Genomic DNA, 25665 nt, shown 5'->3' on the forward strand with positions numbered 1-25665 from the left:
CGCTACGGGCCCGGCTTGTAGATCTGGTCGAAGACGCCCTTGTCGGCGAAGAAGGTCGTCTGCGCCTTGTTCCAGTCGCCGAACGTGTCCGAGAAGTCGTACAGCTTGATCTTCGGGAAGTCGGCGGCGTGCGCGGCCAAGATGCCGGGGTCGCGCGGACGGTAGAAGTTCCTCGCCTCGATCTCCTGGGCTTGCTTGGTGTAGAGGAAGTTCAGATAGGCGGTCGCGATCTCGCGCGTCTTATGCTTGTCGACGTTCTTGTCGACCACCGAGACGGGCGGCTCGGCCTGGATCGAGGACGGCGGATAGACGATCTCGAACTGGTCGCCGCCCTCCTCCTTGAGCGCGAGATGGGCTTCGTTTTCCCAGGACAGCAGCACGTCGCCGATGCCGCGCTGGACGAAGGTGGTCGTCGAGCCGCGCGCGCCGGTGTCGAGCACGGGCACGTGGTGATAAAGCGACGCGACGAAGGCCTTCGCCCTGTCGGCATTGCCGCCCGGCGCGTTGAGCGCATAGGCCCAAGCACCGAGGAACGACCAGCGGGCGCCGCCGGAGGTCTTCGGGTTCGGCGTGATGACCTGCACGCCACCCTTCACCAGGTCGGGCCAGTCCTTGATCTTCCAGGGATTGCCCTTGCGCACCAGGAACACGATGGTCGAGGTGTAGGGCGTCGACGCCTGCGGCAGGCGCGAGGCCCAGTTCTTGGCGACGAGGCCCTTCTGGGCGATCGCGTCGATGTCATAGGCGAGAGCGAGGGTCACGACGTCGGCCTCCAGGCCGTCGATCACCGCCCGCGACTGGGCGCCGGAGCCGCCATGGCTCTGGTTGATCGTGACGTTGTCGCCGCCATGGGTCTTCTTCCAGTCGGCGATGAAGGCGGCGTTGATCTGCTTGTACAGCTCGCGGGTCGGGTCGTAGCTGACGTTCAGCAGGGTGTAGTCGGCGGCCTGGGCCGTGCTGCACAGAAAGAAGGCAGCCGCACCAAGAGCGGAAATCAGGCGTTTCATATCGGGAACTCCCATCCTAAGAGATTAAACGCTCAAAGCGCGAATTGGGCGCGCAACGAAACGTCGTCGAGCTTGGCGCCGATGCTCGCGCCGGCATTGTTCAGGCGATCGACATCGGTGTGCTGGAAGTCGAGCAGGAAGCGCAGGGCGCTGTTCGGATACCAGTTGATGCCCACGGTCCAGATCTTCTGATCGCCGCCGCGGATGGCGTCCGCCGTCTTGGCCGTGCCGGGAGCGCCGGCGTGGAAGTCGAGGTCGAGATCGGAATAGCGCGCCGCGATTTCCCAGGCACCGATGCCGGGCTTGGAGAAGGAGAAGGGCTCGAGCGGCTTGGGCGAGCCATAGGCGCCGCGGCTCGCGATATACGGCTTGGACTCGCCGGTGAGGATCCAGCTGCCCTGGAGATACCAGCCCTCGAAGCTCGGATCGGCCAGCGCGCCGGTGCGGCGCGTGACGTTGAAGCCGAAATAGCCGCCCTGGGCATAGAAATTGTGCCAGTTGCCGGTGGCTTCCGTGCCCCATTCCAGCACATCGGACGCATCGATGACGTTGGTGTCGATCAGGCGGATGTTGTTGTCGTCGACGTTGAGCTCGGGACGCTCGCGCAGCCGGAAGGAGGTGGGCGAGTTCGGACCGGCGGCGGTATCGGCGAGCTTCAGGACATAGGTCGCATCCGCGCCGACCGCGAAGTTCACGTCGGCGGTGTGGAGGAGGCGATAGGCGAAGCGGCCGACCACCGCTTGCTGCTCGTCGAACACGGCGGTGTCGGTGACGAGATTGCCGGTATAGGAAACGGCGGCGAAATAGTCGTCGTCATAGGCGAAGACGGTGGCGGCGTCGCGGCCGTCGGAACCGGCGATGCCGCGCGCGAGGTCGGTCGGCTGGGCCCGCTCGAGGAAGACGAGGTCCGCGGCCGAGGTGGAATCGTCGAAGCTTTCGGGCGGTGGGAAGGCGCCGGCTTTCACGTGCACGGGGCCGAGGCCGTCATACTGGATATAGGCGGACGCGATCGAGGAGCCTTCGAGGCCCGAGCCGCCCATGTCGTAGAGGAATTCGTAGGACCAGTCCTTGAACAGCGTGCCGCTGATGCCGAGGCGCGCGCGGCGGAAATCGTTGCCGCTGGAGAGGTCGGTGCCCGCGGGCACGGTACCCTGCGCGTAATAGGCGCTGTCATATTGCAGCAGGGCGCGGATCGCGAGGGTGAAATTGCCGTCGGAGGTCGCGAAGGTCGGCCGGCCATTGTCGAACTTGATGATCACCAGATCGCCGAACTGGCGGTTGACGTCCTCGTATTGCTTGCTCTGGCCACGTTTGAGGTCGGCGAGCTGGGCGTTGACGCTGTCGAGCTGATCCTGGAGGGCGCGCAGGCGTTCCTCGGTGCTGTCGACCGGCGCCGAAGGCGAGGCCGCGGCCGATGCGGCCTGCGTGGCGCCGAGAACGGCGGTTCCGGCAAGAAGAAGCGCGCCCAGGGCGCGAAGACGGTTCTGCATGGCAAGTGGCCCCTTTTGATGGGGCGCTGCCCGCGCCCCGTTGTGGCGCGTATATTGTTCGTAATGCCTAGCTAGTCAATAGGGATTTAGCGCAACTATAGTGGCGCAGGTGGGAAAGAATCCGGGCCATTTCCGCGTGGGACAGGGAAAGACGAGGCCGCCTGACGAAAGCTAAGCCCAGCCGGCCTTGCGGGCGGTGACAACGGCTTGCGCGATGGTGCGGGTCTCCAGCACCTGGGCGGTCGCGTCGCGCGCCGCCAGCAGGACCTTGCGGATCGAGCAGGTTGCCTCGTCCACGCAATCCTCGCATTTGTGGTAGGCGATGACCGAGACGCAGGGCGCCAGCGCCAGCGGTCCGTCGATCACGCGGATGACGTCGGCGAAGCTGATGTCCTTGGGCGCCTTGCCGATGAAATAGCCTCCGGCGCGGCCGCGCTGGCTGCGCACGATGCCGCGCTTCTTGAGGTCGACGAGAATCTGTTCGAGAAATTTGCGCGGGACGCGCGCTTCTTCTGCAACCTGTGCGATCTGCATGGGCTCGTCGCCCGAATGCTCGGCGAGCACGATCAGCGCGTGCAACGCGTAACGCGCTTTCTGAGACAGCATGCAACCTACCCGCGATTTCCTATCTGGCTTAGGCGCAATCTGCAGATTACGTCAAGGAGAATGTGAAATCCGACCTGTGCTAGAAGATTGCGCACGGGAGACGCGGGACGGATGCGCAAGGGCACGCTGGCACGGCTGGAGATCAATCTGGGGGTTCTGGTCCTGGTCGGGCTGATCGTGCTGGCGGGCTATTCGCTGGTGGCGGGGCTGGCCGACCGCCTGGATCCGAAAGTGCGCGATTGCGTCGCCCAGCGCGAGCGGGAGGCGACAACCGCCGGCAAGGTCATGGCGCACGATTACGCGGTCGAGCTGTGCAAGCGGCTCGAGGCGGTGGGCGCGCTGCATTGAGTGGAGCGGACGTGTATTTCTATCGTGTCGCCGGACTGGCGGTCGTCAGCGAGATCGCCCTGCCGGGCCTCATTGTGCGGCCGGCCGGCGGGGAGCCGGCCGCGGTGATCATCCGCCGCGCCGCCGTGCCCGATGTCCTGGAGGGCGCCAGCATGGTCCGGCCGACCTTCCAGATCGCAGGCGAGCATTTCCTGCTACGTATCGCCGGCGTGGCGCGCTTTCTTCTGACCGGCGGACGCGAGATCGTCTTTGCGTGCGAGAACGGTACGGCGGCGGCGGATGTCGCGATCTTCCTGATCGGCACCGTGTTCGGCATCCTGCTGCATCAGCGCGAGCAGATCGTGCTGCATGCCAGCGCGGTACGGGTCGGCGGACGCGCGGTACTGTTCTGCGGCCCCTCCGGCGCCGGCAAGTCGACGCTCGCGGCGGCGCTGGGGCAGCGGGGCTACGCGATGGTCACCGACGACGTCTGCGCCATTGCGATGGGGCCGGACCAGACGCCGCTGGTGCAGCCGGACGGGCGGCAATTCAAGTTGTGGGCGCAGGCGATCGAGAAGCTCGACCTGGGCGCGAGCGCCGGCGCTCCGGTGCGTGGACGGATCGAGAAGTTCTACGTCGAGCCCTCCGAGACGGCGGGCGCGGCGCTGCCGCTGGGGGCGATCTATGCACTGCGCGAGACGCGGCCGCCGCAGACGGACGGGATCGAGCAGCCGAATGTCGTCGACGCGGCGCTGCTGATGCGGATGAACGCCTATCGCCCGCGGCTGGTGGTCGCCATGGAGCAACGGCAGCACTACCTGCAATTCGCCGCGCTTATCGCCGCCAAGGCGGGGATATTCTTCCTCAACCGGCCGCTGGACTTCACTGCGATGCCCAAGCTGATTGCGCGGCTGGAGGCGCATTGGGCGCGGCTCGGGCTGAAGGAGACCGCGGCGTGACGCGGACGGTGTGGCTCGCCTCCTATCCGAAGTCCGGCAATACCTGGCTGCGCATGCTGATCGCGAACCTCTCGGTCCAGGACGCGGTGGACATCAACGACCTGCCCGAGCGCGGCGGGATCGCGAGCGCCCGCGGTCTGTTCGACCAGATGACCCTCATCGATTCCGGCCTGCTGACCTTCGACGAGGCGGACTGTCTACGGCCGCTGGTCTATGAAGAGATGATGCAAGGCGGGGATGTCGAAGATGACGGAGCGCCGGCGGCGCCTGTGCGGTTCGTGAAGGTCCATGACGCCTATACCCTGACGGCGAAGGGCGAACCGCTGCTGGCAGGGGCGCGCGGTGCGGCGGGGGCGATCGTCATCGTGCGCGATCCGCGCGACGTGGCGCCATCGCTGGCGCATCACAACCGTTCGAGTCTCGATGTGGCGATCAGCTTCATGAACGACGCCAATGCGGCGTTCTGCGCCAAGCCGGGTCGGGAAGACGCCCAGCTGCGGCAGAGGCTGACGGGCTGGAGCGGCCATGTCGAAAGCTGGCTGTCGCAGACCGATATCCCGGTGCACTTGGTCCGCTACGAGGACCTCATGGCGGATACCGCCGCGGTGCTGCGCGGCGCCCTGGCGTTCGCCGGGCGCGATGCGAGCGACGCGGACATTGCGCGCGCTGTCGCGGCCGCCGATTTCGCGCAGCTTCGCCGGCAGGAAGACGAGAAGGGCTTTCGCGAAGTGCCGCGGCCGCATTTGCGGGCGAAATTCTTCCGTCGCGGCGAGGTGGGCGGCTGGCGCGACGAGTTGACGGCGGAGCAGGCGGCGCGGCTCGAACAGGCACATGCGCCGATGATGCGGCGGCTTGGCTATGGCCCGCCGGGGGACGCCCGCTAATTGCCGCGTCGCTGCCATTCGATGAAGCGGGCATAGAGCAGGGTGCGGATGGCGTGCCGCGCCGCGGTGTCGCTGCGGCGGGTGACGCGCCGCTCCAGCATGCGGCGCATCTTCGCGAAGTCGAACAGGCCCGCGAGGCTCTCATCGCCCTGCAGCCGGGCGATCTCGGCGAACAGGGCCGGCTTGATGCGCTCGGCCATTGCGGCGAAATCCGGCGTCAGCTCGTCATTGGCACGGCCGCGCGCCTGGAATTCCGGCGGGTAGATGTCGGCGAGCGCGCGGCGCGCCAGATACCGGTCGCGGCCGTTCCGTACATGCAGCGTCTCAGGGATCGCGAGGGCCAGCTCGACGACCCGCTTGTCGTGATAGGGCTGGGTGAATTCGAGCCCATGCGCGGCGGCGAGCAGCGCGCCGCCGATGGCATGCGCCGATTGCTGCCGCCGCAGGATGCGCGCCATCTGCGGCGCCGGCTCGCCGCGGCGTGCGAGTTCGCCGGTCTCGATCGCGCTGCCGGAGGCGGCGGCAAGGAACGCCGGCGTTACCGGTGCGGCCGGTCCGAACGGCGACAGGCCGGCGGCGACGCGCCGCCAGCGACGCAGGACGGCGAGGGGCAGGAGCTGCGCGGCGACCTCGCTCTTGAGTGCCTGCGCCAGCGATGCGCCGCTGTGCCGACGATAGGCGCGAAACTCGCGCAGGAAGCTGCGCAGCTCTCCGCGCAACAGGCGCCGGGCCAACCAGCCCGCGCCGCGCGGATTGAGCGTATAGTCGCCGCCATGGCCGTCCATCACGACGCGCGCGCCAGCGGAGGCGGCCGCGGCATAGAGGGCGTCGGAGACATAGCGGTTGGGACTGCCCGGCTCCCCCGTCCGGAAGAAGTCCCGGTCGAGATTTTGCAGCACGTCCAGACCCTCGCGCGTGACGAAGCGCAGATCGAGATGCGGCATGTGGCGGCCCAGGATGTGGGCCCAGCGGCGCACCCCGCGGGCCGGCGCATCGTCTGGCGCGACGGAGGCGACGCAGACGAATTTCCGGTCCTGACCGGCCAGCGCGGCACCGGCGAGGCCGGCGATGGCGCCGCTGTCGAAGCCGCCGCCCAGCAGCAGCGCGGCGGGCCGGCGCGCCCGGCCCACGCGGCAGGCGACCGCCTCGCCCAGGACCTCGCGATAGGCTTTGACGTAATAGGCCTCGTCGCGGTTCAGGTGCCGGGGATCGGCATGTGGCTCCCAATAGCGCCTGGTGGCGACGTCGCCGGCCGCTGTGACGCGCATGACCGTGCCGCCTTCGAGGCCGAGAACGCCCTTGAAGGTCGTCATGCCGTGCGAGGGGGCGCGGTCGATGGCCAGCCGGCGCGCGAGCGTCGACAGGTCCAGCGTCTGCGGAACGTCCGGCAGGGCGAGCAAGCCTGCGGGCTCGCTTGCGAAGACAAAGAAATCCGGGGCGAGATAATAGTGCAGATGGCGTTGCCCCATGGGGTCGCGCGCGAGCAGCAGGACGCGCGTGGCCCCATTCCATAGGGCGAAGGCAAAGTCGCCGACCAGATGCTCGACGCAGGCCTCGCCCCAGCGGTCATAGGCCTTGAGCAGGATCGCGCTGTCCGGCAGTTCGGCCAGCGCCGCGGGCGGGATGCCCAACGCCGGTGCCAGCGCCTCGCGATTGTCGAGGCGGAGATCGGCAACCAGCGCAAGCGGACCGGCCTGCACGGGCTGTGCGTCGAACGCGTCTTCCCGGGTGATTCTCAGCAGCAGATGGCCGAGGCCGACCGAGCCATCGCTCCACTGGCCCCGGCGGTCCGGACCGCGGCGGGACATGGCATTCGCCTGCCGCAGCAGATCGCGCCCGGCGACGGATGTGCCGTTGAATCGCAGAAGGCCGTGAATCGCGCTCAAGGGCCGAAAGCGTGGGTCATGAAACCGGACCGCCGGAAACGAAACGTCCGGCCTCCTGTCAGGGAGACCGGACGGGATATCCTATAAACTTCCGTCGCCTAGCTGCCGTTCAAGGAACCCGGAGAGTGGGTCTCAAAGCCGAAGCCGCTGCTCGTCTTCGCGGCGGTATCGCGCGCGATCACGCTGACGATGACTTCCGGCGCGACCCAGGTCTTACGTCCGGGCTCAACTCCCGTATCGTCAACGGAACCGCCAACGGCCTTCGGACCCTGAGTTGTGTTCGTCATTCCTATCCCCCTGCATACAACCGCGGCTGATGGCAACTTTCTACCCCACAAAAGCGTAAACGGGAAGCTTAACCGGCACGCCCGATTGAGAAAATCCGAATCCTCGTGGTAACATCTGTTACGAATGCAACACGCAGGCCTCGAGACCGGCGTTTACCGTATTCCGCGGGGGGATCCAGATGAGTGGTTATTACCTGGGCCAGATCAGCCTGTACGGCTTCAATTTCGCGCCGCGCGGCTGGGCGACATGCGACAATCAGATCCTGCCGATTGCCCAGAATACGGCCTTATTCTCGCTCCTGGGGACGACCTATGGCGGCAACGGGCAGTCGACCTTCGGGCTGCCGGACTATCGCGGCCGGGTCCCGATCGGCTTCGGCAGCAGCTATGTTCAAGGCGAAATTGCCGGCGAGGAACAGGTCACGCTGCTCGCCACCGAGATGCCGACCCACACCCACACCGTCCGGGCGGCCAAGGAATATGGCGACGAGATCGCGGCGCAGGCGAACAGCCTGTTCGCGGTCGGCAATACCGGACCGTTGCCGGGCGTGGCGGCGAATTTCTATGAGGTGGGACCGGGCAACGTCACCCTCAACCCGCTGACCATCGGTGTCTCGGGGAGCGGGCTGCCGCACGACAACATGATGCCGTCGCTGACCATCAATTTCAGCATTGCGCTGGTCGGTATCTTCCCGAGCCGCAACTGATTTCGGATCCGTTCGAAGGAGTCCCTCGATGAGTACACCCTATCTCGGCGAGATCCGCATGTTCGGCGGCAATTTCGCGCCGCGCAACAATGCGCAGGCCAACGGCCAGCTTCTCGCGATCGCGCAGAACACCGCGCTGTTCTCGCTGCTCGGCACCTTCTACGGCGGCAACGGCACCTCGACCTTCGCGCTGCCCGACCTGCGCAGTCGCGTGCCGATCGGGCAGGGCAACGGGCCGGGCCTGACGCCGCGCGTGATCGGCGAGCTGGACGGCGCCGAGACGGTGACGATCAGTTCGACGACCATGCCGTTGCACACCCATCTGATGTCGGTGACCAACAATCCCGCGACGACCTCGGTGCCGGCGGGCCGCGTTCCGGCAGCGCTCGCGGCGCCCTGGACGAAGTACTGGGTTGACGACGCCAACAAGAGCGGCCAGCCGATCGAGTTGTCGACCGCGATGGTCAAGGTGCGCGGCTCGAACCTGCCGCACGAGAACCGCCAGCCCTTCCTGGCGATCACTTATATCGTTGCGCTGGTCGGCGTCTTCCCGAGCCGTAACTGAACCATTCTCTCCCGTACGGAGGCTTGCATGACGTCGCCTTATATCGGTCAGCTCTACATATTCGGCTTCAACTTCGCGCCGATCAACTACGCCTTCGCCAACGGCGCGGTCCTGCCGATCTCGCAGAACGAGGCGCTCTTCTCGATCCTGGGCACGACCTATGGCGGCAACGGCGTGACGACCTATGCGCTGCCTGACATGCGCGACAACGTCGCAATCAACTGGGGGCAGGCGCCGGGCTTGACGAATTACACGCTGGGTCAAACCGGCGGCGCGGCTAGCGTGACGCTGAGCATCGACCAGATCCCGACCCATACCCATCAGGCCAACGCGATCACGGGCAATCCGGCGACCAAGACGCCGACGGCCAATGGCTGGCTGGGCAAGAACGCGCCGCCCGGCCGCATCTATTCCGACCAGCCCGACAGCTATTCCATGGCGCTGACGGCGCTGGGCACGGCGGGCGGGTCGCAGGCGCATAGCAATCTGCAGCCCTATTCGGGCACCAATTTCTGCATCGCGCTGTTCGGCATCTTCCCGTCACGCAATTGAAGTGTTCAACCCGTTCGTACGATAAAAGGGGGATCCCATGCTGATTTCGCGCCGGTCGACCCTGGCCACCGCAGCCGCCACGGCGGCACTCGCGACGACGTCCGCCGCCGGCGCCCTGGCCTATGAACCTCGAGGCGCGGGTGCGACGCAGCGTGTCCAGACCTTGCTGATCCATCAGGACGAGTCGGGCGATCAAAGCCACAGTGTCGCGCTGACCTTCGCGAGCACGTCCGGGGCCTGGTTCGCAACCGGCGGAATGGACGGAGAGCGCCTCCGCGCCGCGACGCAGACCTATCAAGCGAGCGGTTTCGGCCTGCGCCGGATCAACGCGTTCCAGACGGCGCAGGGCGTACGCCACACGGCGATCTGGCAATCGGGCCACCAGGCGCCCGCGCAGGTGGAAAACGGCATGACGCTAGGCGAATTTGAAAGCGCCATGGCCATCCACGCCGCAGCTGGGCTGACGGTCGCCCATGTCGACGCTTGCGCGACGGTGGACGGGCCTCGCTTCGCGGCCATCTGGGACAAGAGCCGGGCGCCACAGCGCGTATTCGCAGGTCTTACGGCCGCCGGATACAAGGCACAGCGCATGGCGCTGGGCGCGGAGGGCTATCGGCCGCGGCAGATCGCGGGCTATGCCCCGGGGGGCCAGGCGCGGTTCGCGGCGGTGTTCGTCCGGGACGGCGCCGCCTTCGACGCGCAGCACGCCGTCCCCGCCGCAAAGTTCCCGGCGCAGTCGCGCGCTCTGCTCGCGGCAGGCTTCAGCCTCAAGGATGCGAGCGGCTATGTCGCCGCCGGACGGCCGTTCTATACGGCGGTCTGGGAGCGCGCCTGACCGCCGCGCCGTTTCGGCGCCGCGCAGAAATTCGGATAGAGTCGAAGCCGGCGTCCCGACGGGCGCCGGGTTTGAAATGTCCGGAACAAGGGCGTCGAGTTGGGAAGAGGCCATGGTCGCGCAGCTTGAGACATTTGCGGCGGAGCATCCCGCCCGCGAAGCGCTGGCGCGCCGCCTGCTGGAAGGGGGCAAGCTCAGCCAGGGCGGGCTCGACCGTGCGACGCGGATGTGCGCCGAGAGCGGAGAGCGCTTCGAGCGCGTCCTGGCGCAGCTCGGCCTGGTATCGGAGCGCGACATCGCCGAGGCGTTCGGCGCGCTGCTCGACCTGCCGCTGGCGGCGGTCGAGGATTATCCCGAACTGCCGGTGCTCGACGACCGCCTGAGCGTGAAATTCCTCAAGGAGGCTCAGGTCCTGCCGCTGGCCGATCGCGAGGAAGGGCTGGTGATCGCGATGGTCGATCCGCTCAACGACTATGCGGCGGAAGCGGCGGCGTTCGCGGCGGACAAGCCGGTCCTGCGGTTCGTCGCCTATCCCGCGGATTTCGAGGCGGCGTTCGAGCGGCTCTATGGTGGCGGCCGTTCCGAGATCGCCCATATCGCGGACGGCGCCCAGGCCGGCGGCGAGGCCGCGGCGGAAGAGGACGTCGAGCGCATCAAGGACAGCGCCAGCGAAGCGCCGGTGATCCGGCTGGTGAACCTCCTGATCGGGCGCGCGGTCGAAGCGCGCGCCTCGGACATCCATATCGAGCCGATGAACGGCGAGCTGCTGGTGCGCTACCGCATCGACGGCGTGCTGCTGGACGTCGAGCCGCCGCCGGCGCGGCTGTCGGCCGCCATCGTCTCGCGGCTGAAGATCATGGCGTCGCTCAACATTGCCGAGCGGCGGCTGGCACAGGACGGCCGCATCCGCTTCGCGGTGCGCGGCAAGGACGTCGACTTCCGCGTCTCGGTGGTGCCGACCATCCATGGCGAAAGCGTGGTGCTGCGCATCCTGGACCGCGGCAGCCTCAAGCTCGACTTCGAGGCGCTGGGCTTCGACGACGACGTCATCCCGGCGATCCGCGATCTTCTGGGGCGGCCCTTCGGCATCCTCCTGGTCACCGGGCCGACCGGCAGCGGCAAGACGACGACGCTCTATACCGGCCTGCTGGAGCTCAACACGCGGCAGCGCAAGATCCTCACCATCGAGGATCCGGTCGAATACCAGCTCGGCGGCGTCAACCAGACCCAGGTCAAGCCGCAGATCGGCCTGACCTTCGCCAATGCACTGCGTTCCTTCCTGCGCCAGGATCCCGATGTGATGATGGTGGGCGAGATCCGCGACCTCGAGACCGCGCAGGTCGCGGTGCAGGCGGCGCTGACCGGCCATGTCATCCTCTCGACCCTGCACACCAACGACGCGGCCAGCGCCATCACGCGGCTGCTCGACATGGGTGTGGAGGACTTCCTGCTGAGCTCGACGATCAACGGCGTGGTGGCGCAGCGCCTGGTGCGCGTGCTGTGCGTGCACTGCCGCGAGCCTTACGACGCGCTGCCGGAGTTCACCGCGCGGATGGAGATCGCACCCCGCGCCGACGGACGGCCGCACGTCCTGTACCGCGCCAGTGGCTGTGCACAATGCGGCGGCACGGGCTATTTCGGTCGCAGCTCGATCGTCGAGGTGCTGGCGATGGACAACACGCTGCGCCAGCTCATCCTCGGCCACGCCGACACCGGCGCCATCGCGCGGGCGGCGGCGCAGGGCGGGATGCGCAGCATGTACCAGCACGGCATGAAGAAGGCGCTGGAGGGCGTGACCAGCGTCGAAGAAGTCCTGCGCGCGACGCGCCTGGGTTGACGATGGCGAGCTTCCGGTACAGGGCGGTGACGGCGGCGGGGACGCTCACGACCGGAACGCTGGACGCGGCCTCGGAGGCCGAGGCCATCGCGCAGATCCGCGGCCTGGGCCATCTGCCGTTGACCGCGGCACGGGCGGGCGCGGGAGGCTGGCGCGCGCTGCTGCCATCGGCGCGGATTCCGAAGCCTTCCGCGACCGCGATCTCCTTCGCGACGCAGGAGCTGGCGGCGCTGCTCGGTGCGCGGCTGCCGCTCGACCGGGCGCTGGCGATCCTGGCGGAGCTCGAGGAGACGCGGGTGCTGCGCGCGCCGCTGAAGGCGGTGATGGCCTCGGTGCGCGACGGCGCGAGCCTTGCCGAGGCGTTCGAGGCGACGGGCGTATTCGCGAAATCCTATGTCACGATGGTGCGGGCCGGCGAGCATGGCGGCAACCTCGAGGTCACGCTCAAGCGGCTCAGCGACTATCTCGCGCGCGCCAATGCGGTGCGCGAAGCGGTGGTCTCGGCGCTGATCTATCCGCTGGTGCTGCTGTGCACCGGAATGCTGTCTGCCGTGTTCGTGATGACCTATGTGCTGCCGGAATTCGCGCCGCTGTTCCAGCAATCGGGCAAGCCGCTGCCCTGGCCGACGGCGGTGGCGCTCGCGATCGGGGCGTTCCTTTCGGCCTATTGGTGGCTGATCGCGATCGCGGCGGCGCTGCTGGTCCTGCTGCTGCGGCGCGCCGCGGCGGCGCCGGACTTCCGCCGCGCGCGCGACCGGATGCTGCTGCGACTGCCCGTGATCGGCGACCTCGCGCTGAAAACGCAGGTGGAGCGTTTCAGCCGGATGCTCGGCACCCTGCTGACCAGCGGGGTGGCGCTGCCGCAGGCGCTTCTGCTGGCGCGCGACACGCTGACCAATTCCGTCATCGCCGCGGCGGTGGGCGAGACGGCGGCACGGCTCAAGGAAGGCGATCCCCTGGCGGCGCGGCTGCGCCAGACCGGTGTCTTTCCGCCGCTGATGCTCGATCTGGTGCGGGTGGGCGAGGAGACGGGCACGCTGGAGGACATGCTGCTCAAGCAGGCGGAGCTCTACGAGCATGAGGTCAAGCATGCGGTCGACCGCCTGCTGGCGCTGCTCGTTCCGGTGCTCACCGTGGTGATGGGCCTCGTGGTGGCGGGGCTGATCGCCTCGATCCTGCTTGCCATCCTCAGCATCAACGATCTGGCGACATGAGACAGGCGGGCTACACGCTGGTGGAGTTGCTGGTCGTGCTCGCGATCATGGGATTGCTTGCGGCCATCGCGGTGCCGCTGCTGCCCGCGTCGCGGCCCGGCCTGGAGAGCAAGGCCGCGGCGCGACGCCTGGCGCTGGATCTCGTCGCGGCACGCGAGCAGGCGATCGATCGCGGCGCCGAGGAGCATGTCGTGCTCGACCCGGCGACGGGACGCTATGCGTTGCCGGGCGGTGCCCCGCGCGCGCTGCCCAAGGGGATCGCGCTGGCATTCCGCGGGCCGCGGCCTGACGAGATCGTGTTCTATCCCGACGGCAGCAGCAGTGGCGGGATCGTCACGGTATCGAGCGGCACGGCGAAGCATCGCGTCACCGTGCGCTGGCCCGCCGGCCAAGTCGGTGTCGAATGAGACGGGATGGCGAGGCCGGCTTTACGCTGATCGAGGCGCTGGTGGCGCTGGCGATCGTCGGGCTGTCGACCGCGGTGCTGTTCAAGGTGATCTCCGACAATCTCGACCGCGCCCATCGGGCGCGCGACGAGACGCTTGCGATGGCGCGGGTGCAGTCGCTGCTGACCCAGGCGCAGGCCGGCACGCCGGCGCCGGGCGTCTCGGACGGACGTTTCGCCGACGGGTTTTCGTGGCGGGTGCAGGTCGAGCCTTACGTCGTCGGCGCGAACTGGCCGGTGCAGGCGGTGACGATCGCGGCGACGGTGTCGTGGCGCGAGGCGGGCGAGACCGAGCACCGCACGCTCGCCACCCTGCGGGTGATTCCGAAAGCGGGCGCCCAATGAGGCGGAGCGAGGCAGGGTTCACGCTGATCGAATTGCTGGTGACGATCACCCTGCTGTCGCTGCTGGTGCTGGTGCTGTTCGGCGGCCTGCAATTCGGGGTGCGGGCCTGGGATGGGGCGCAGGCGCATGGCGAGGGGATGGACGAGCTGCGGCTGGTGCAAGACATCCTGCGGCGCGAGATCGAGCAGGCCTATCCGCGCTACGACGCTGCCGATCCGCTGCATCCCGTGCTCGATTTCGAGGGCGACGAAAGCCGCGTCGCGTTCATCGGGCCCGTGCCGCAGGCGGCGGGCGACAGCGCGGCGCGCGTTCTCGTGACCATCGCCGGCGAACCCGACGGCGGGATGTTGCAGCTCGTGCTGCATGCGGCGCCTGACGGCGCTGCATGGTCGGCGCCGCTGTTGCGCAACGTCGCGGCGCTCCGCTTCTCCTATTTCGACGGCGTGCGCTGGAGTGCGAGCTGGCGCGATGCGAAGACGTTGCCGCGCCTGGTGCGTCTCCAGGTGGCGTTCCGCAAGGGCGATCGCCGCGTGTGGCCGGATCTCGTCGTGGCGCCCCGGATCGACGTGGATTCCGCCTGTGTCTACGATTATGCCGCGCAACGCTGTGAGGGCCGCCCATGAGCGCGGAGGGGGCGCGCGCCGCGCAATGGCTGGGCATGCTGCGGGCCGGATGGCAGTGGTGGCGCGACGAGATCGCGGCGCTGTTGCCGGACGGTCTGCGCCGACAGATGGCGAGCGGCGTGGCGATCGTCGCGATCGATCTGGAAAGCGAGGCCGTCGTGCTGCGGCGCTTCGCGGCCGACGACGTCTCGGAGATCGCCCGCATCCCGCGCCCGCAATTCGGCGCCGCAAGCCTCCGGGCTGCGCTGGCGCCCTATCTTGCGGGGCCGCGCCTGCTGCGGGACTCCTTCGCGCTGCGCCTGCCGGATGGGACGGCGCTGCGGCGCAATCTCTCGCTGCCGCTGGCGGCACGCGGCAATCTCGCGAGCCTGTTGGACATCGAGCTGGAACGGCAGAGCCCACTGGAGCCGGGCGAGGTCTATCACGACTATCGCGTGCTGCGGACGGACCGCCGCGCGGCGCGGATCGACATCGAGTGGCGGATCGTGCGGCGGCGCAGCGTCGAAGCGGCGCTCGAAATCTGCCGCCAAGCCGGGGTCGAGCTTGCGGTGATCGCCTTCATCGGCGATGCCGCGCCGCCCGATGGCGGGGATTTTCCGGTGGTGCCGCGCGCCTCGCTGGCGCTGCGCCTGCGCCGCCGGCTGGTGCCGGGCCTGCTGCTGCTGATCGCGGTGCTGCTGCTGGCGGTGGCGGCCGGCGCCTATGGCCGCAACCAGGCGGCGCTCGACGATTTTTCCATGCAGCGCGATGAGGCGCGGAGTGCGGCGCGAGGCTCGCTGCTGCTGGAGCATCAGATCGCCGCGGCCCGCCGGCGCGCTGCGCTCCTGCTGCAGGAAAAGCAGCGGCCAAGCGTGAGTCGCATGCTGGCGGAGACGACGCAGCTGCTGCCCGATGGCAGCTGGCTTACCGTCTTCGCCTATCGCGACGGCGAAGTGCGCATCCAGGGTTTTTCCAACGCCGCATCGTCGCTGATCGCGCTGTTCGACGCTTCGCCGCTGTTCACCGGCGCGGAATTCCGCGCGCCGCTGACCCAGGCACAGGGCTCCGGTCTCGATCAGTTCGATCTCGCCGTCCGGCTGCGTAGGGGGGCGAGATGAGCGCGCCGTCGCCGCACCAAGGCCGGGGTTGGGCGCTCGTCATCCTCGCCGCCATCGTCGTGCTGCTGGGCTTCGCGGTGCTGATGCCGGTGGCCGAGATGTTCGCCGCGCAGGACGACGAGACGGCACAGGCGCAGGAGGACCTCGCGGTCTATCGCGCCCGGATCGCGTCGCGGCCACGGCTGAAGGCGACCTTCGAGGCGGTCAGGCGGCAGGAGGCGGAGATCGGCGCGCTGTTGCCCGGAAGCAATTCGGCTCTCGCCGCGGCCGGCATGCAGAGCGTGGTGAAGGCGCTGATCGAACAGCATGGCGGGCAGATGCGCAGCGCCCAGACGCTGAAGTCCACGACAGCCGACGGCGTCGAGAAGATCGTCGTCCAATACGAGCTGTCGCTGCCGCTCGGCAGCCTGAAGGCGGTCACCTATGCGCTCGAGACGCAGGCGCCCTATCTTTTCGTCGACGACATCGATGTCCGGCCGGAGCTCTATGGCGGCGTCGGTGCCGGAGCGCCCGGCAATGTCCATGTGCAGTGGACCGTGCACGGCTATCGCCGGCTGGAGGCGTCATGAGGGCCTGGCTTCCTGCGGGCCTGGCGGTGACCGCCCTGGGCCTCGGCGGCGCCGTCTTCTATCAGGCGGTGGCGCCGGTGACGCCGGTCGCGGAGCTGCCCGTCGCCCTTGCCCCGGTCGCGCCGGTGACGCTGACGGCTTTCGTTCCGCCTGCGGAGGATCAATTCGCGATCACAAACGACCGTACCCTGTTCGATCCGGCGCGCCAGCCCGTCGCCGAACCGGCCCAGGCGGGGGCGCCCGGCGACGCACCGCCGGCGCTGACGCTGATCGGGGTGGCGGTCGGCGGCGGGAATGCGATTGCGCTGCTCAAAAGAGCCGAAGGCGGACCGGCGATCAGCGCCCATATCGGGCAGGCGATCGACGGCTGGCAGCTGGTGCGGATCGAGAGCGGACTTGTGGTATTGCGGGGTGGCGGGCGCGAATTCACGGTGAAGATGCGGGCGGCGGCCGGACTGCCGCAGCCGCCGCTGCGCCGCGCGGCGGCACCGGACGCGGCCGGCAGGCCGGACGGAAAGCCGGACAATTAGATATAATGGCTTCGGAAGGGTAGCGAGATGTTCGGGGCGTTGAGATTGAGGCGGCCATTGCTGTGCCTGCTGCTGTGCCTGGGCACGGCCGCGGGCGCGGCCGGCCAGACGCTGCCGCGGCCCGGCGACTATGTCGGCCCGGACGGCAAGATCGTGCCGCGCCCGGTGCCGCGCCTGATCAGCCCCGACGGCAAGGTGATCCCCAATCCTGCCGCCGGTCCTGCGGCCGTCGCCCCGGTCCTGCCGCCGCCGCCGACCTCGCTGGCCCCGCTGGATCGTCACCAGTCGTCGTCGGGGGTCGCGGACGATGGCGGCATCACGCTCAATTTCGTCGATGCGGATGTGCGCGACGTCGCGCGCGCGGTGCTCGGCGATTTCCTCGGGCTCAATTACGCGGTCGGCGCGAACGTCACGGGCACGGTGACGATCCAGACCAGCCGTCCGGTGGCGAAAGCCGACGCACTCGCCGTGCTGGAACAGGCGCTGCAGCTCAACGGCCTGGCGCTGGTCAAGCAGGCGAGCGTCTACAACATCATTCCGCTGGCCGATGCGCGCAAGCAGGGCGGGGCGATCATCACCGCGCGCCAGCCGAGCGGCGAGCCCGGTTTCGGCGTACAGATCGTGCCGCTGAAATATATCGGCGCGGCGCAGATGCAGCATCTGCTGGAGCCGCTGGTCCCGAGCCAGGCCGTGGTCTATGCCGACGGCACGCGCAATGTGCTGGTGATCCAGGGCTCGGAGGCCGAGCGGGCCGCGATGGTCGAGGAGATCGGCCTGTTCGACGTCGACTGGCTCTCCAAGATGTCCTTCGCGCTGCTGACGCCGAAATATACCGACGTCATGTCGCTGACGCGGGAGATGAACGAGATCCTCGGCGGCGAGCATGCGGTGCTCAAGGATTTCGTCCGGCTGGTCCCGATCCAGCGGCTGAACGCGGTGCTCGCGATCTCGTCGCAGCCGCGCTATCTCGCGCAGCTCCAGCAATGGGTCGAGCGGCTGGACCAGCCGGGCAGGGGATACGACCGCCGTCTATTCTTCTATGCGGTGCAGAACAGCCGTGCCGCGGATCTTGCCGATGCGCTGAACCGCTCGATCTATGGCGCGAAATACAAATCGCCCAGCCCGGCGAGCGACCGCAGTGTCGGTCTCGGCGACAACCCGATGGATCCGGCGGCGCCGACCGGTCCCCCGGCCGCCGGAACGGAGACGCCGGCGCCGGCCAATGCGGCGGCATCGGACACCGACATCTCGACCTCGCCCGACGCGTCCGCGGCCTCGGCGACGATCACGGTCGACAAGGCGAACAATGCGCTGCTGATTTACGGTACGCCGCAACAATATGCGGTGATCGCCGACGCGCTGCATCACATGGACGTCGCGCCGGTGCAGATCCAGCTCGAGGCGGTGATCGCGGAAGTGACGCTGAACGACGGCCTGGAATATGGCGTGCAGTATTTCTACAAGCCCAGCAACAAGCATGAGTTCGTGCTGTCGAACGGCAACAGCGCGAACATCACGCCGGCGCTGCCAGGCTTCTCGTATATCTTCACCCAGGGCACCAACATTCAGGTCATCCTCAGCGCGCTGTCGCAGGTGACGCGGGTCGAGGTGGTGTCGTCGCCGAACGTGATGGTGCTGAACAACGGCACGGCGTCGCTGCAGGTCGGCAACCAGGTGCCGGTTTCGACCGGGCAGGCGGTGAGCGTGAGCTCGGCCGGTGCGCCGATCGTCAACAGCATCGAGTACCGTGCGACCGGCGTGATCCTCAAAGTGACGCCGAGCGTGAACAAGAGCGGGCTGGTGACGCTCGACGTGATCCAGGAGGTGAGCAATGTCGCGCCGGCCGCAGACCAGACCGGCACGTTGGGCTCGCCGACCTTCGCGCAGCGGCGGGTGACCAGCACGGTCGCGGTGCACGACAATGAGACCGTGGCGCTGGGCGGGCTGATCAGCAACAGCCGCACCAAGGGCAGCAGCGGCATCCCGTTCCTCTCGGCGATCCCCGTGCTGGGCGGCCTGTTCGGCACCAAGCAGGACAACACCGACCGCACCGAGCTGATGATCCTCATCACGCCGCATGTGGTGGAGAATCTCGAAGCGGCGCGCGCGGTGACGGAAGAATTGCGGCAGAAGTTCCCTTCGATCGAGCCGCTGCTGCGCGCCGCCCGATGACGGGCCGGCAGGGCGAACGCGGCCTGGCCCTGATCGTGGTGCTGTGGGGCATCGCGGCGCTGTCGCTGATCGCCGGCGCGATGCTCGCCACGTCGATGACGCGGGCCCATGTCACGCGCAATGCGTGGGCGCAGCTTGTGGTGCAGAGCGCGGCGGATTCGGCGGTTCAGGGCGCAGTGCTGTCGCTGTTCGATCCCGACCCGAAAGGCCTGCCGCCGCTCGACGGCAACGCGCGGAGCTCCACCACCGGCGATACGACGACGACCCTGTCGGTGCAGGACGAAGCGGGGCGGATCGATCTCAACGCCGCTGGGTCGGAGCTGCTGCGGAATTATTTCCGGATATCGGGCATCGCCGATGCCGACGCCGTGGTGGACCGCGTGATCGCCTGGCGCACGCCGAAGAGCGGCGGCGACGAAGGCGCGGGGCGGCCGTTCCAGTCCGTCGCCGAACTCGCCCTGGTGCCGGGTATGACTCCGGCGCTGGTCGCGCGCCTCGCGCCGGGCCTGACGGTCTATTCGCACCGGGCGAGCTTCGACATGCGCTACGCATCGCGCCTGGTGATCGCCGCAATTCCCGGCGTCACGCCGCAAGCCGCCGACCAGATGATCGCGCACCGCGTCGCGAGCGTCGCGGCGCGCGGTCATGCCTTCACGATCGTCGCCACCGTGACGCGCGGTCCGGTGCGGTTCTCCCGCGAGGCGGTGGTGCTTCTGACGGGCGATCCGCGGCGGCCTTATTGGATGCTGGACTGGCGGTAGCGCGAGGCGCCGGACGCCGACCGGATGGCAAGCGGGGGCCTTCGCGGCGGGACGGCCCGATCGGGTCAGCCGCCTGCCGGGTCCAGCAGCGCCTTGCGCGCATAGGCGAAATTTGACCCGCCGTTCCAATAGACGCAGGCATATCCGTTCTTGCGCAGGGCGGCATCGCAGGCCTCGCAGGCCTCTTTCGAATGCCGCGTCAGCATGAGCAGTTCGTCGAATTCGACCAGGATCTGGCTGGGGAATATGCCGTTCTCGAGCATGTTGTAGAGGACGGGGATTTCGGCGCCCTCGATGTCGAGCTTGATGAGCTCCAAATGGGCGATCCGGCGCTGCTTGAGCATATCGGGAAGGGTGATCGTCGGAACTTCGATGTGCGGCGCTTCCTGGGAATAACCGCCCTGGAAGTTCGTGATGGAGTGGCTGACATGAGCCGGGTTCCGGGGCGGAAAAACTTGACCGTCGTCTCCGACGACCGGAGCGCCTTGGGGATGAGTTCGAAATTGTCGGCTCCAAGCCCAGCCAGATCATAGGCTGCGGCCGGTTCTTTTCCGGTCGAAGCGTATGCCATTTCGGCCTTCTTCCCGAGCCTTTGCAGCAGCGCGCCGAAATGCGAGATCGCGCGCGGGGTCGGATCGACGATGAGAATTTTTCCCGCGATACCGGGAGGCGAATTCGACATCGAAACTTGCGTCCTCGCCGAGACCGGCGGAGATGATGGTTGCACCGTGAAGCGCCGGATGGTCGATGAATTCCCAGCCGCCATAGGCTTTTCCCATCCGGGTCAACGGAACGCGCCTCACGGCGATGCGGGGCCGAAAAAAGACCTTCCTAATCCTGCGCACAATCCTGCGCATGAAATTCGAAAGCATCGCCTGTCGCCCTTTCGCACCACTTGCTATCGAGAGAAGCAGGGCTCGACGCCGGCGACACGCGATCCCGGCTGGATTCGAACCAGCGGCCCCGCGCTCAGGAAACCGTTGTCGCGCATCGTCTAAAACATTGGTAGCAGAGGACCAAATCTGATGTCGATAGAAGCTTATCTCGACATCATCTCCGACGCGTGACCCCGGCTGGATTCGAACCAGCGGCCCCAAATTTAGGAAATTTGTGCTCTATCCTACTGAGCTACGGGGTCATGCGTGTCGGCAGGCGATGGTATGCCACAAGTCGTTATGCGCAATCCAGAGACCGAACAGTCCATCGGGAACAATCGAACCGCCGGAGGCCGGAATCCGAAACGGCATCGCCGAGGGGCTGGAGAGTTCATCGGCCGCTTTGTCCGTCATTGGCGAGGACCGATGTAGAGGCTGACAATTCCGCTGTCATACATAACCGAATTGAATGGCGGAATGGGCATTCCAAGCAATGTCATGGCTTGCTGAAGGCTCGCGACGCCAGGATAGTCGATTGAAAAAGCCGTGATGGCTGAACCGCTCGAATACGCGTAATATGGCCCGTTTTCCACCACACCACTATTGGGCCAACCTGCGAGCCGGATGGCATCGAGGAGATTGCGCGCGTACTCACAACTTTTCGGGTACTGCGGAAAGCAGTATATATGAAATTCCTTTGGTGGTTTCGATTCCCGCAATGCGGAGACGAATTTGTCTTTCGTGCCGGCGGTTGGAAACGGGGTCTCCGCAGTATCCGTTATGTTTTGGGTGTCGTCTCCCTTTCCTTGGCGCGGAGGCATTTGCGCCTGATGCTTCTGGACCCGCAATTGGGCGGACAGTCGCAAATTTTCGGATGTCAGGGCGGTCACGTTCGATTGCGCCGCAGCCAGTTTTTCCGCCAGCTCGTGTAGTTGCGCATTTCCTGCGGCTGTGGGTTGCGCGTTCAGTCGCGCCGCAGCCAATTCTGTTCTAGGTCACGTATCTGAGCGAGATACTTTGCACTGTCGCCTGCTGCGATTTGTCTGACGCGATCCGTATAAGGTTTTGGTGGGGTTGAGGCGGTCCATCCCAACTGATTTGCAACGACAATTGCGGCGCTAAGTACCAGAAAAGTGGCGGGAACATACGTCCAGAATTTGCTTTGAAGAAAATAGCGCAGGCGTGCGTTTAGCTCGGCCTCGTTCTTCAATGCCATTGAGACGGCAGGAACGACCGCGGCGATAGCGATAAACGTATACGCTAGCCATTCCCAAAAACCCCATCCGCCCACGACGCCCTCTAGACTTAGGATAGCTAAACAAGAACCAAGTTTATCACGAGAACGTACAATGGAAAGTCAATATCCGAAGTGGTCGGTCTTTGATACGTAGGGGTCACTGCCTCATTCACATTGAACACTATCCGCAGTGCCAACAGCAATTCCGACAAAGCCTGTAAATCCCGGTGCCTTCTGCACGCGCCGAAGCCGACGTTGTGGCCCGTCTTCGTGATGGTTTTGAGCAAATTTTCTCTGTCCATCGCTTGTCCTATGTCCGGATTGGGACATGAATTCGATCGAAAGCAACGATCACGCCGTGCTGAACGGCATAACAATTGACAGCAGGATCGCCACGAAAATTCGTCTCGAACTTGGCTTCCCATTGTGCCGGGCGTCCCAAATTCGTCGTGCGCCCGGCTCAGGGCTTCGGCAATAGGCTGTCTAAGTATTGATGGTTGGGGTTCTTCTAGCCTTGGGCGCCGCCAAAGTCCGTATCGCAACGCCAGTTGCTCGAGCTTTGAGAGCCGCATCGGCACTGGTCGCTTGTTTGCCCTGGCGGTCGAACTGAAGGTGCTTGTCGCTTACTTTTTTGAAGACCTGCTGAGATACGAAAGTATCTCAATGCGGCCGTTGACGGCGCCGCCATCCCTTCCTAAGGCCGCGCCTAACATCGACAGTGAGGGCATGAAATTCGTGCATGCACTTGTCCGCATTCGCAACAGCAAAACGCGCGCCTGCTGAGCGACAGGATGACCTGCTCGCCGGCGCGCAGATTTTTCGCGCACTGATACAACTTCGACGTCGAGAGCACGACCGACTTCAACGGGAACGTTTCGTTCCGATATTACGATGCCGACGACCGGCTCGCGAGCATCACCAATCCGCTCGGCGTGCAGACGGTTTTCACCTATGACGCGATGAGCCGGAAGAACCAGGTACTCAATCCTGCGATCCAGGCCGGCCCGCTGATGCAGATGGCCTATACGCCCGACGGCGCTGTCTCCAGCCTGACCGACGCCAACCTCCATTCGGTGACCTACGCCTATGACGGCTTCAATCGCATCGCCACCACGACCTACCCCGCCCCGATAGGCGGCAGCGCCACGACCGAGACGTTCAGCTACGACGCCGACGGCAATGTGCTGGTTGGCAAGACGCGCAAGAACGATATGCTTGCCTATGCCTATGACACGCTCAACCGGCGCTGCACCAAGACGATCGCGGCGACGGCGACGGCATGCTCGGCGACGACGTCGGTCAATCCGGCAACCTGGTACAGCTATGACCGCCTGAGCCGGATGACCGGTGTTGCGGACAACAGCGCCGCGATCGTGGCGCCCTCCGGTCCCTCGGCGAGCTATGCGGCGAGCATCGCCTACAACGCCCTCAACAATCCATCGAACATCAGCTGGAACCCCGCGCCGGTGCAGACCACGCCGACGGCGGCCAGCGTGACGCTGACGAACGGCTATGATGGCAACAGCCGGCGCAACCGGCAGACCTCCACCGACAACAACTGGTTCGCCTACCCGGCGGCGACGCCTTCATCGGTGGGCTATGCGTCGAATGCACTGAATCAGTATGTCGCCGTGGGGCCCGTCCTGCCGACCTATGACGCCAACGGCAATATCACCTTCGATGGCACCTTCGCCTACAGCTACGACGCCGAGAACCGCCTGACCGGGATCGCTCAGGGCGCGAGCGCAGTCGCGCGCTACAGCTATGACGCACAGGGGCGGCGTCGCGGCAAGACGCTGGCGGGCGGCAAGACCATCTATGTGACCGACGCGGACAACCGCGAGGTGCTGGAATATGACGGCACGACGGGCGCGGTGCGGAACTGGTACGCCTATGGGCTGGGCTCGAACGCGCCGTTGAACCAGATGAACGTGGCGGCGGGAACGCGGCAGACGCTGATCCCGGACAGCCTGGGCTCGATCGTTGCGGCACTGGACTCAGGCACCGGAGCGGCGTTCTCGGCCGCGGGCTACAGCCCGTATGGCGAGAACACGGCGGTGACGACCGGCAGCTTCCGTTACACGGCGCAGCGCCATGACGGCGAGACCGCGGGCAGCGCATCGCAGCCGAGCGGGCTCTATTACTACCGTGCCCGGATGTACTCGCCGGCGCTGGGCCGGTTCCTGCAGACCGACCCGGCGGGACCGGCCGGCAGCGCGGTGAATCTCTATGCCTACGTTGGAAATGATCCGCTCAATAATGTTGATCCTAGCGGGCTGGTCGTACTGTCCCTCGGCGGCTCGGGCGAGGCGTACTACATTTTAGGTGGAGGGGGTGGCGCCGGCGTTTATTACGACACGGTCACTCATCAGTTTGGAACCTATTTGACCGGCGAAGCAGGTACCGGTATCGGCCTGAGCGCAGGGATAACTTTTGGTCTTTCGCAGTCGATGCAGACTTTTCAGGGCGAGACCTCGCAGGTTCGAACGGGCGCTGGTCCGTTTACTGGACAGGCAAATGCGCCCAACTTAACTCAACCGCCAACTGGCGGATCATTTAGCGTAGGTGTCGGACTTCCGTTCGATTTTACTATTTCGAAGAGTTATACGAGCCCGACGTGCTGGTTCTCTTGCGGAAATGCGAGCGGGCAGCCGCCACAATCGCCTCCTGTCGCACAACAGTCGGTTCCTGCCGCACAGAGCCCGAAAAAATGACCCTCAGAACGTGTGCGCTATCGGACTAACCTAAGAACAGCAAATAACATGTGGCTTGTAGGCTTAGTAATCACTGTGATCGTCCTGACGATCCCTGTTCTGGCGATCAGGCGGCATGAAATGCGATTGGCCGGTCCGACAATTATCAGACAGGAACGTCATCCGATTTTGTTTTGGGTGCTCGTTGCGCTCTTTGCGCTAGCCGGGTGCGCCGCGTTCGCCGCGACGCTGGGAGCCATGTTTGGCTAGGTTGTCAAAGATAACATCACCGAAAAAATAGAGCGATGGACATCATAGTCCCCGCAGTGGCGTTGCTGGTTTTAGTTGTGATCGTTTTTGGCGGCACCCAGCTTGCTGCAAAATATGTAATTGAATATCGAATTGCCGACGACTCTCTGCAGTATTTTTTGTTTGGTTTGCGCTTTTGGACGTGTCCGTTCGACGACATCTTGGACATAAAGAGGGTCTCTTTCTTCGGCACGTTTATTGTCATCGGTCTCAATCTGATGTCTCGCCCGTTTGGTCCGTACGTCCTGCTGCGCAGGCGGCGTGGGTGTTTTAAGTTAGTGCTTCTCACACCGCCGAATGCCGAAAGCTTTGTGAAACTGGTTCGGGCAAGGATCACGACGGCTGCAAAATAACGATCTCCACAACCTGCCATTGCTCAATTTTTGCACATTCCCGCGCGCGATTCCGACGCAGATTTTGTCATCGATGGTGCCGGAATTTGAGCGCGATCTGTGCATTGGGCCACCCGAATCCGGTCGCGAATCGCACCGGAATTGGCGCTCCGGCGGCACGTTTTTGCGCGCGATTTTGTCCTCGCGGCGGGCCCGGCGCGGACGTTTTTGGTGACGGTGTGCGCGGGGAATTTGACCCTGGTCGAGGAAATCGGCGGTAGGGCAAGATAAAAGGAATGGTGCCACCTGGGCGCCATCCTGTTGTCGTCTGCCGCGGCGTTTGGCGCTGGCTTTTCATTCATCGGGGCGAGCGCGGGTGAAGGAGTCGATTTGTTCAATCTTGCAAAGATAAATGCGATTTTTATAGGCTCAACTTGGGTGATCAAAATGTCATAGACAATATCCAAGCCACTATTTGGTCGACACAAATACAATCAACAGTGCAAGGCACTATTTTCGGC

The 25665-nt window shown here is 65.8% G+C and carries 29 protein-coding genes, 1 tRNA gene and 1 pseudogene; 22 read left to right on the forward strand and 9 right to left on the reverse strand.

Features of this window, described 5'->3' with window-relative positions:
- Positions 1-2 precede the first annotated feature (2 nt).
- The 3 genes from WDM91_22135 to WDM91_22145 all read right to left on the reverse strand — a co-directional run bounded on the left by WDM91_22135 (position 3) and on the right by WDM91_22145 (position 3103).
- The gene (locus tag WDM91_22135; protein MEI9997312.1) at positions 3-1007 is read right to left on the reverse strand and encodes a sulfate ABC transporter substrate-binding protein; all 1005 of its coding nucleotides are present in this window, start codon (positions 1005-1007) and stop codon (positions 3-5) included.
- A gap of 32 nt (positions 1008-1039) precedes the next feature.
- On the reverse strand, positions 1040-2497 hold the full coding sequence (locus WDM91_22140; protein MEI9997313.1) for a porin: 1458 nt from the start codon (positions 2495-2497) through the stop codon (positions 1040-1042).
- A 171-nt stretch (positions 2498-2668) separates the two neighbouring features.
- Complete coding sequence (locus tag WDM91_22145) at positions 2669-3103, reverse strand: Rrf2 family transcriptional regulator (protein MEI9997314.1); 435 nt, start codon at positions 3101-3103, stop codon at positions 2669-2671.
- Between the two features lie 87 nt (positions 3104-3190).
- On the opposite strand from WDM91_22145, the gene WDM91_22150 reads away from it, so the two are divergent.
- The 3 genes from WDM91_22150 to WDM91_22160 are packed head-to-tail and all read left to right on the forward strand — an operon-like array spanning position 3191 to position 5273.
- Positions 3191-3451: a hypothetical protein gene (locus tag WDM91_22150; GenBank protein ID MEI9997315.1), complete on the forward strand. Its 261-nt coding sequence runs from the start codon at positions 3191-3193 to the stop codon at positions 3449-3451.
- 11 nt (positions 3452-3462) lie between these two features.
- Positions 3463-4389, forward strand: a complete 927-nt coding sequence (locus WDM91_22155; protein ID MEI9997316.1) for an AAA family ATPase — start codon at positions 3463-3465, stop codon at positions 4387-4389.
- Positions 4386-5273 (forward strand): sulfotransferase domain-containing protein, encoded by an 888-nt coding sequence (locus tag WDM91_22160; protein ID MEI9997317.1) that lies wholly within the window; start codon positions 4386-4388, stop codon positions 5271-5273. Before WDM91_22155 ends, WDM91_22160 begins: the two co-directional genes overlap by 4 nt.
- On the opposite strand, the gene WDM91_22165 is transcribed toward WDM91_22160, so the two are convergent.
- Both WDM91_22165 and WDM91_22170 read right to left on the reverse strand, forming a co-directional pair.
- Positions 5270-7081 (reverse strand): asparagine synthase-related protein, encoded by a 1812-nt coding sequence (locus WDM91_22165; GenBank protein ID MEI9997318.1) that lies wholly within the window; start codon positions 7079-7081, stop codon positions 5270-5272. The two genes, WDM91_22160 and WDM91_22165, sit on opposite strands and share 4 nt — an antisense overlap.
- A gap of 176 nt (positions 7082-7257) precedes the next feature.
- Entirely contained in the window at positions 7258-7446 is a 189-nt protein-coding gene (locus WDM91_22170; GenBank protein MEI9997319.1) for a hypothetical protein, read from the reverse strand.
- A gap of 179 nt (positions 7447-7625) precedes the next feature.
- On the opposite strand from WDM91_22170, the gene WDM91_22175 reads away from it, so the two are divergent.
- From WDM91_22175 to WDM91_22240, 14 genes are all read left to right on the forward strand, one after another.
- Positions 7626-8153: a tail fiber protein gene (locus WDM91_22175; GenBank protein MEI9997320.1), complete on the forward strand. Its 528-nt coding sequence runs from the start codon at positions 7626-7628 to the stop codon at positions 8151-8153.
- 28 nt (positions 8154-8181) lie between these two features.
- Complete coding sequence (locus WDM91_22180) at positions 8182-8718, forward strand: tail fiber protein (protein ID MEI9997321.1); 537 nt, start codon at positions 8182-8184, stop codon at positions 8716-8718.
- 27 nt (positions 8719-8745) lie between these two features.
- The gene (locus tag WDM91_22185) at positions 8746-9270 is read left to right on the forward strand and encodes a tail fiber protein (protein MEI9997322.1); all 525 of its coding nucleotides are present in this window, start codon (positions 8746-8748) and stop codon (positions 9268-9270) included.
- Positions 9271-9307: 37 nt separating this feature from the next.
- A complete protein-coding gene (locus WDM91_22190; protein ID MEI9997323.1) occupies positions 9308-10105 on the forward strand; it encodes a hypothetical protein in 798 nt (265 codons plus the stop codon).
- 112 nt (positions 10106-10217) lie between these two features.
- A complete protein-coding gene (gspE, locus tag WDM91_22195) occupies positions 10218-11942 on the forward strand; it encodes a type II secretion system ATPase GspE (protein ID MEI9997324.1) in 1725 nt (574 codons plus the stop codon).
- A 2-nt stretch (positions 11943-11944) separates the two neighbouring features.
- Positions 11945-13156: a type II secretion system F family protein gene (locus tag WDM91_22200; GenBank protein ID MEI9997325.1), complete on the forward strand. Its 1212-nt coding sequence runs from the start codon at positions 11945-11947 to the stop codon at positions 13154-13156.
- Positions 13153-13563, forward strand: coding sequence for a GspH/FimT family pseudopilin (locus WDM91_22205; protein MEI9997326.1), 411 nt, complete (start codon positions 13153-13155; stop codon positions 13561-13563). Before WDM91_22200 ends, WDM91_22205 begins: the two co-directional genes overlap by 4 nt.
- On the forward strand, positions 13560-13946 hold the full coding sequence (locus tag WDM91_22210; protein MEI9997327.1) for a type II secretion system protein: 387 nt from the start codon (positions 13560-13562) through the stop codon (positions 13944-13946). The genes WDM91_22205 and WDM91_22210 overlap by 4 nt, the downstream gene beginning before the upstream one ends.
- Positions 13943-14569: a prepilin-type N-terminal cleavage/methylation domain-containing protein gene (locus tag WDM91_22215; GenBank protein ID MEI9997328.1), complete on the forward strand. Its 627-nt coding sequence runs from the start codon at positions 13943-13945 to the stop codon at positions 14567-14569. The genes WDM91_22210 and WDM91_22215 overlap by 4 nt, the downstream gene beginning before the upstream one ends.
- Positions 14566-15666, forward strand: coding sequence for a PilN domain-containing protein (locus WDM91_22220; protein ID MEI9997329.1), 1101 nt, complete (start codon positions 14566-14568; stop codon positions 15664-15666). The genes WDM91_22215 and WDM91_22220 overlap by 4 nt, the downstream gene beginning before the upstream one ends.
- Positions 15663-16235 carry a type II secretion system protein GspM gene (gene gspM / locus WDM91_22225; protein MEI9997330.1) on the forward strand — a complete coding sequence of 191 codons (573 nt, stop codon included), beginning with the start codon at positions 15663-15665 and terminating at the stop codon, positions 16233-16235. Before WDM91_22220 ends, gspM begins: the two co-directional genes overlap by 4 nt.
- A complete protein-coding gene (locus tag WDM91_22230; protein ID MEI9997331.1) occupies positions 16232-16765 on the forward strand; it encodes a hypothetical protein in 534 nt (177 codons plus the stop codon). The genes gspM and WDM91_22230 overlap by 4 nt, the downstream gene beginning before the upstream one ends.
- Before the next feature lie 45 nt (positions 16766-16810).
- Positions 16811-18937: a type II secretion system secretin GspD gene (gene gspD / locus WDM91_22235; GenBank protein ID MEI9997332.1), complete on the forward strand. Its 2127-nt coding sequence runs from the start codon at positions 16811-16813 to the stop codon at positions 18935-18937.
- Positions 18934-19698, forward strand: coding sequence for a hypothetical protein (locus WDM91_22240; GenBank protein MEI9997333.1), 765 nt, complete (start codon positions 18934-18936; stop codon positions 19696-19698). Before gspD ends, WDM91_22240 begins: the two co-directional genes overlap by 4 nt.
- Before the next feature lie 65 nt (positions 19699-19763).
- Here WDM91_22240 and WDM91_22245 read toward each other — a convergent pair whose 3' ends face one another.
- Positions 19764-20114 carry an FkbM family methyltransferase gene (locus WDM91_22245; protein ID MEI9997334.1) on the reverse strand — a complete coding sequence of 117 codons (351 nt, stop codon included), beginning with the start codon at positions 20112-20114 and terminating at the stop codon, positions 19764-19766.
- A gap of 225 nt (positions 20115-20339) precedes the next feature.
- On the opposite strand from WDM91_22245, the gene WDM91_22250 reads away from it, so the two are divergent.
- Positions 20340-20696 carry a hypothetical protein gene (locus tag WDM91_22250; GenBank protein MEI9997335.1) on the forward strand — a complete coding sequence of 119 codons (357 nt, stop codon included), beginning with the start codon at positions 20340-20342 and terminating at the stop codon, positions 20694-20696.
- A gap of 66 nt (positions 20697-20762) precedes the next feature.
- Here the strand turns inward: WDM91_22250 and WDM91_22255 are convergent.
- From WDM91_22255 to WDM91_22265, 3 genes are all read right to left on the reverse strand, one after another.
- A tRNA-Arg gene (locus tag WDM91_22255) sits at positions 20763-20836 on the reverse strand.
- A gap of 147 nt (positions 20837-20983) precedes the next feature.
- Positions 20984-21556 (reverse strand): hypothetical protein, encoded by a 573-nt coding sequence (locus WDM91_22260; GenBank protein ID MEI9997336.1) that lies wholly within the window; start codon positions 21554-21556, stop codon positions 20984-20986.
- A complete protein-coding gene (locus WDM91_22265; GenBank protein MEI9997337.1) occupies positions 21538-21864 on the reverse strand; it encodes a hypothetical protein in 327 nt (108 codons plus the stop codon). Before WDM91_22265 ends, WDM91_22260 begins: the two co-directional genes overlap by 19 nt.
- 274 nt (positions 21865-22138) lie before the next feature.
- On the opposite strand from WDM91_22265, the gene WDM91_22270 reads away from it, so the two are divergent.
- The 4 genes and pseudogenes from WDM91_22270 to WDM91_22285 all read left to right on the forward strand — a co-directional run bounded on the left by WDM91_22270 (position 22139) and on the right by WDM91_22285 (position 25165).
- The gene (locus tag WDM91_22270) at positions 22139-22288 is read left to right on the forward strand and encodes a hypothetical protein (protein ID MEI9997338.1); all 150 of its coding nucleotides are present in this window, start codon (positions 22139-22141) and stop codon (positions 22286-22288) included.
- A gap of 421 nt (positions 22289-22709) precedes the next feature.
- Positions 22710-22781 (forward strand): annotated as a pseudogene (locus tag WDM91_22275) (hypothetical protein).
- A 369-nt stretch (positions 22782-23150) separates the two neighbouring features.
- Positions 23151-24524: an RHS repeat-associated core domain-containing protein gene (locus tag WDM91_22280; GenBank protein ID MEI9997339.1), complete on the forward strand. Its 1374-nt coding sequence runs from the start codon at positions 23151-23153 to the stop codon at positions 24522-24524.
- A gap of 284 nt (positions 24525-24808) precedes the next feature.
- Complete coding sequence (locus WDM91_22285; GenBank protein MEI9997340.1) at positions 24809-25165, forward strand: hypothetical protein; 357 nt, start codon at positions 24809-24811, stop codon at positions 25163-25165.
- Positions 25166-25665 lie beyond the last annotated feature (500 nt).

This window comes from Rhizomicrobium sp. (assembly GCA_037200385.1).
In the GTDB taxonomy this organism is placed as follows: domain Bacteria; phylum Pseudomonadota; class Alphaproteobacteria; order Micropepsales; family Micropepsaceae; genus Rhizomicrobium.

Excerpts from the sequence above, each read along its gene's own strand:
- WDM91_22135 (MEI9997312.1), bottom strand. The coding sequence starts at position 1,007 with ATGAAACGCCTGATTTCCGCTCTTGGTGCGGCTGCCTTCTTTCTGTGC.
- WDM91_22140 (MEI9997313.1), bottom strand. The coding sequence starts at position 2,497 with ATGCAGAACCGTCTTCGCGCCCTGGGCGCGCTTCTTCTTGCCGGAACC.
- WDM91_22145 (MEI9997314.1), bottom strand. The coding sequence starts at position 3,103 with ATGCTGTCTCAGAAAGCGCGTTACGCGTTGCACGCGCTGATCGTGCTC.
- WDM91_22165 (MEI9997318.1), bottom strand. The coding sequence starts at position 7,081 with ATGTCCCGCCGCGGTCCGGACCGCCGGGGCCAGTGGAGCGATGGCTCG.
- WDM91_22170 (MEI9997319.1), bottom strand. The coding sequence starts at position 7,446 with ATGACGAACACAACTCAGGGTCCGAAGGCCGTTGGCGGTTCCGTTGAC.
- WDM91_22175 (MEI9997320.1), top strand. The coding sequence starts at position 7,626 with ATGAGTGGTTATTACCTGGGCCAGATCAGCCTGTACGGCTTCAATTTC.
- WDM91_22180 (MEI9997321.1), top strand. The coding sequence starts at position 8,182 with ATGAGTACACCCTATCTCGGCGAGATCCGCATGTTCGGCGGCAATTTC.
- WDM91_22185 (MEI9997322.1), top strand. The coding sequence starts at position 8,746 with ATGACGTCGCCTTATATCGGTCAGCTCTACATATTCGGCTTCAACTTC.
- WDM91_22190 (MEI9997323.1), top strand. The coding sequence starts at position 9,308 with ATGCTGATTTCGCGCCGGTCGACCCTGGCCACCGCAGCCGCCACGGCG.
- gspE (MEI9997324.1), top strand. The coding sequence starts at position 10,218 with ATGGTCGCGCAGCTTGAGACATTTGCGGCGGAGCATCCCGCCCGCGAA.
- WDM91_22200 (MEI9997325.1), top strand. The coding sequence starts at position 11,945 with ATGGCGAGCTTCCGGTACAGGGCGGTGACGGCGGCGGGGACGCTCACG.
- WDM91_22205 (MEI9997326.1), top strand. The coding sequence starts at position 13,153 with ATGAGACAGGCGGGCTACACGCTGGTGGAGTTGCTGGTCGTGCTCGCG.
- WDM91_22210 (MEI9997327.1), top strand. The coding sequence starts at position 13,560 with ATGAGACGGGATGGCGAGGCCGGCTTTACGCTGATCGAGGCGCTGGTG.
- WDM91_22215 (MEI9997328.1), top strand. The coding sequence starts at position 13,943 with ATGAGGCGGAGCGAGGCAGGGTTCACGCTGATCGAATTGCTGGTGACG.
- WDM91_22220 (MEI9997329.1), top strand. The coding sequence starts at position 14,566 with ATGAGCGCGGAGGGGGCGCGCGCCGCGCAATGGCTGGGCATGCTGCGG.
- gspM (MEI9997330.1), top strand. The coding sequence starts at position 15,663 with ATGAGCGCGCCGTCGCCGCACCAAGGCCGGGGTTGGGCGCTCGTCATC.
- WDM91_22230 (MEI9997331.1), top strand. The coding sequence starts at position 16,232 with ATGAGGGCCTGGCTTCCTGCGGGCCTGGCGGTGACCGCCCTGGGCCTC.
- WDM91_22240 (MEI9997333.1), top strand. The coding sequence starts at position 18,934 with ATGACGGGCCGGCAGGGCGAACGCGGCCTGGCCCTGATCGTGGTGCTG.
- WDM91_22250 (MEI9997335.1), top strand. The coding sequence starts at position 20,340 with ATGAGAATTTTTCCCGCGATACCGGGAGGCGAATTCGACATCGAAACT.
- WDM91_22270 (MEI9997338.1), top strand. The coding sequence starts at position 22,139 with ATGAATTCGATCGAAAGCAACGATCACGCCGTGCTGAACGGCATAACA.
- WDM91_22280 (MEI9997339.1), top strand. The coding sequence starts at position 23,151 with ATGACCGGTGTTGCGGACAACAGCGCCGCGATCGTGGCGCCCTCCGGT.
- WDM91_22285 (MEI9997340.1), top strand. The coding sequence starts at position 24,809 with ATGGACATCATAGTCCCCGCAGTGGCGTTGCTGGTTTTAGTTGTGATC.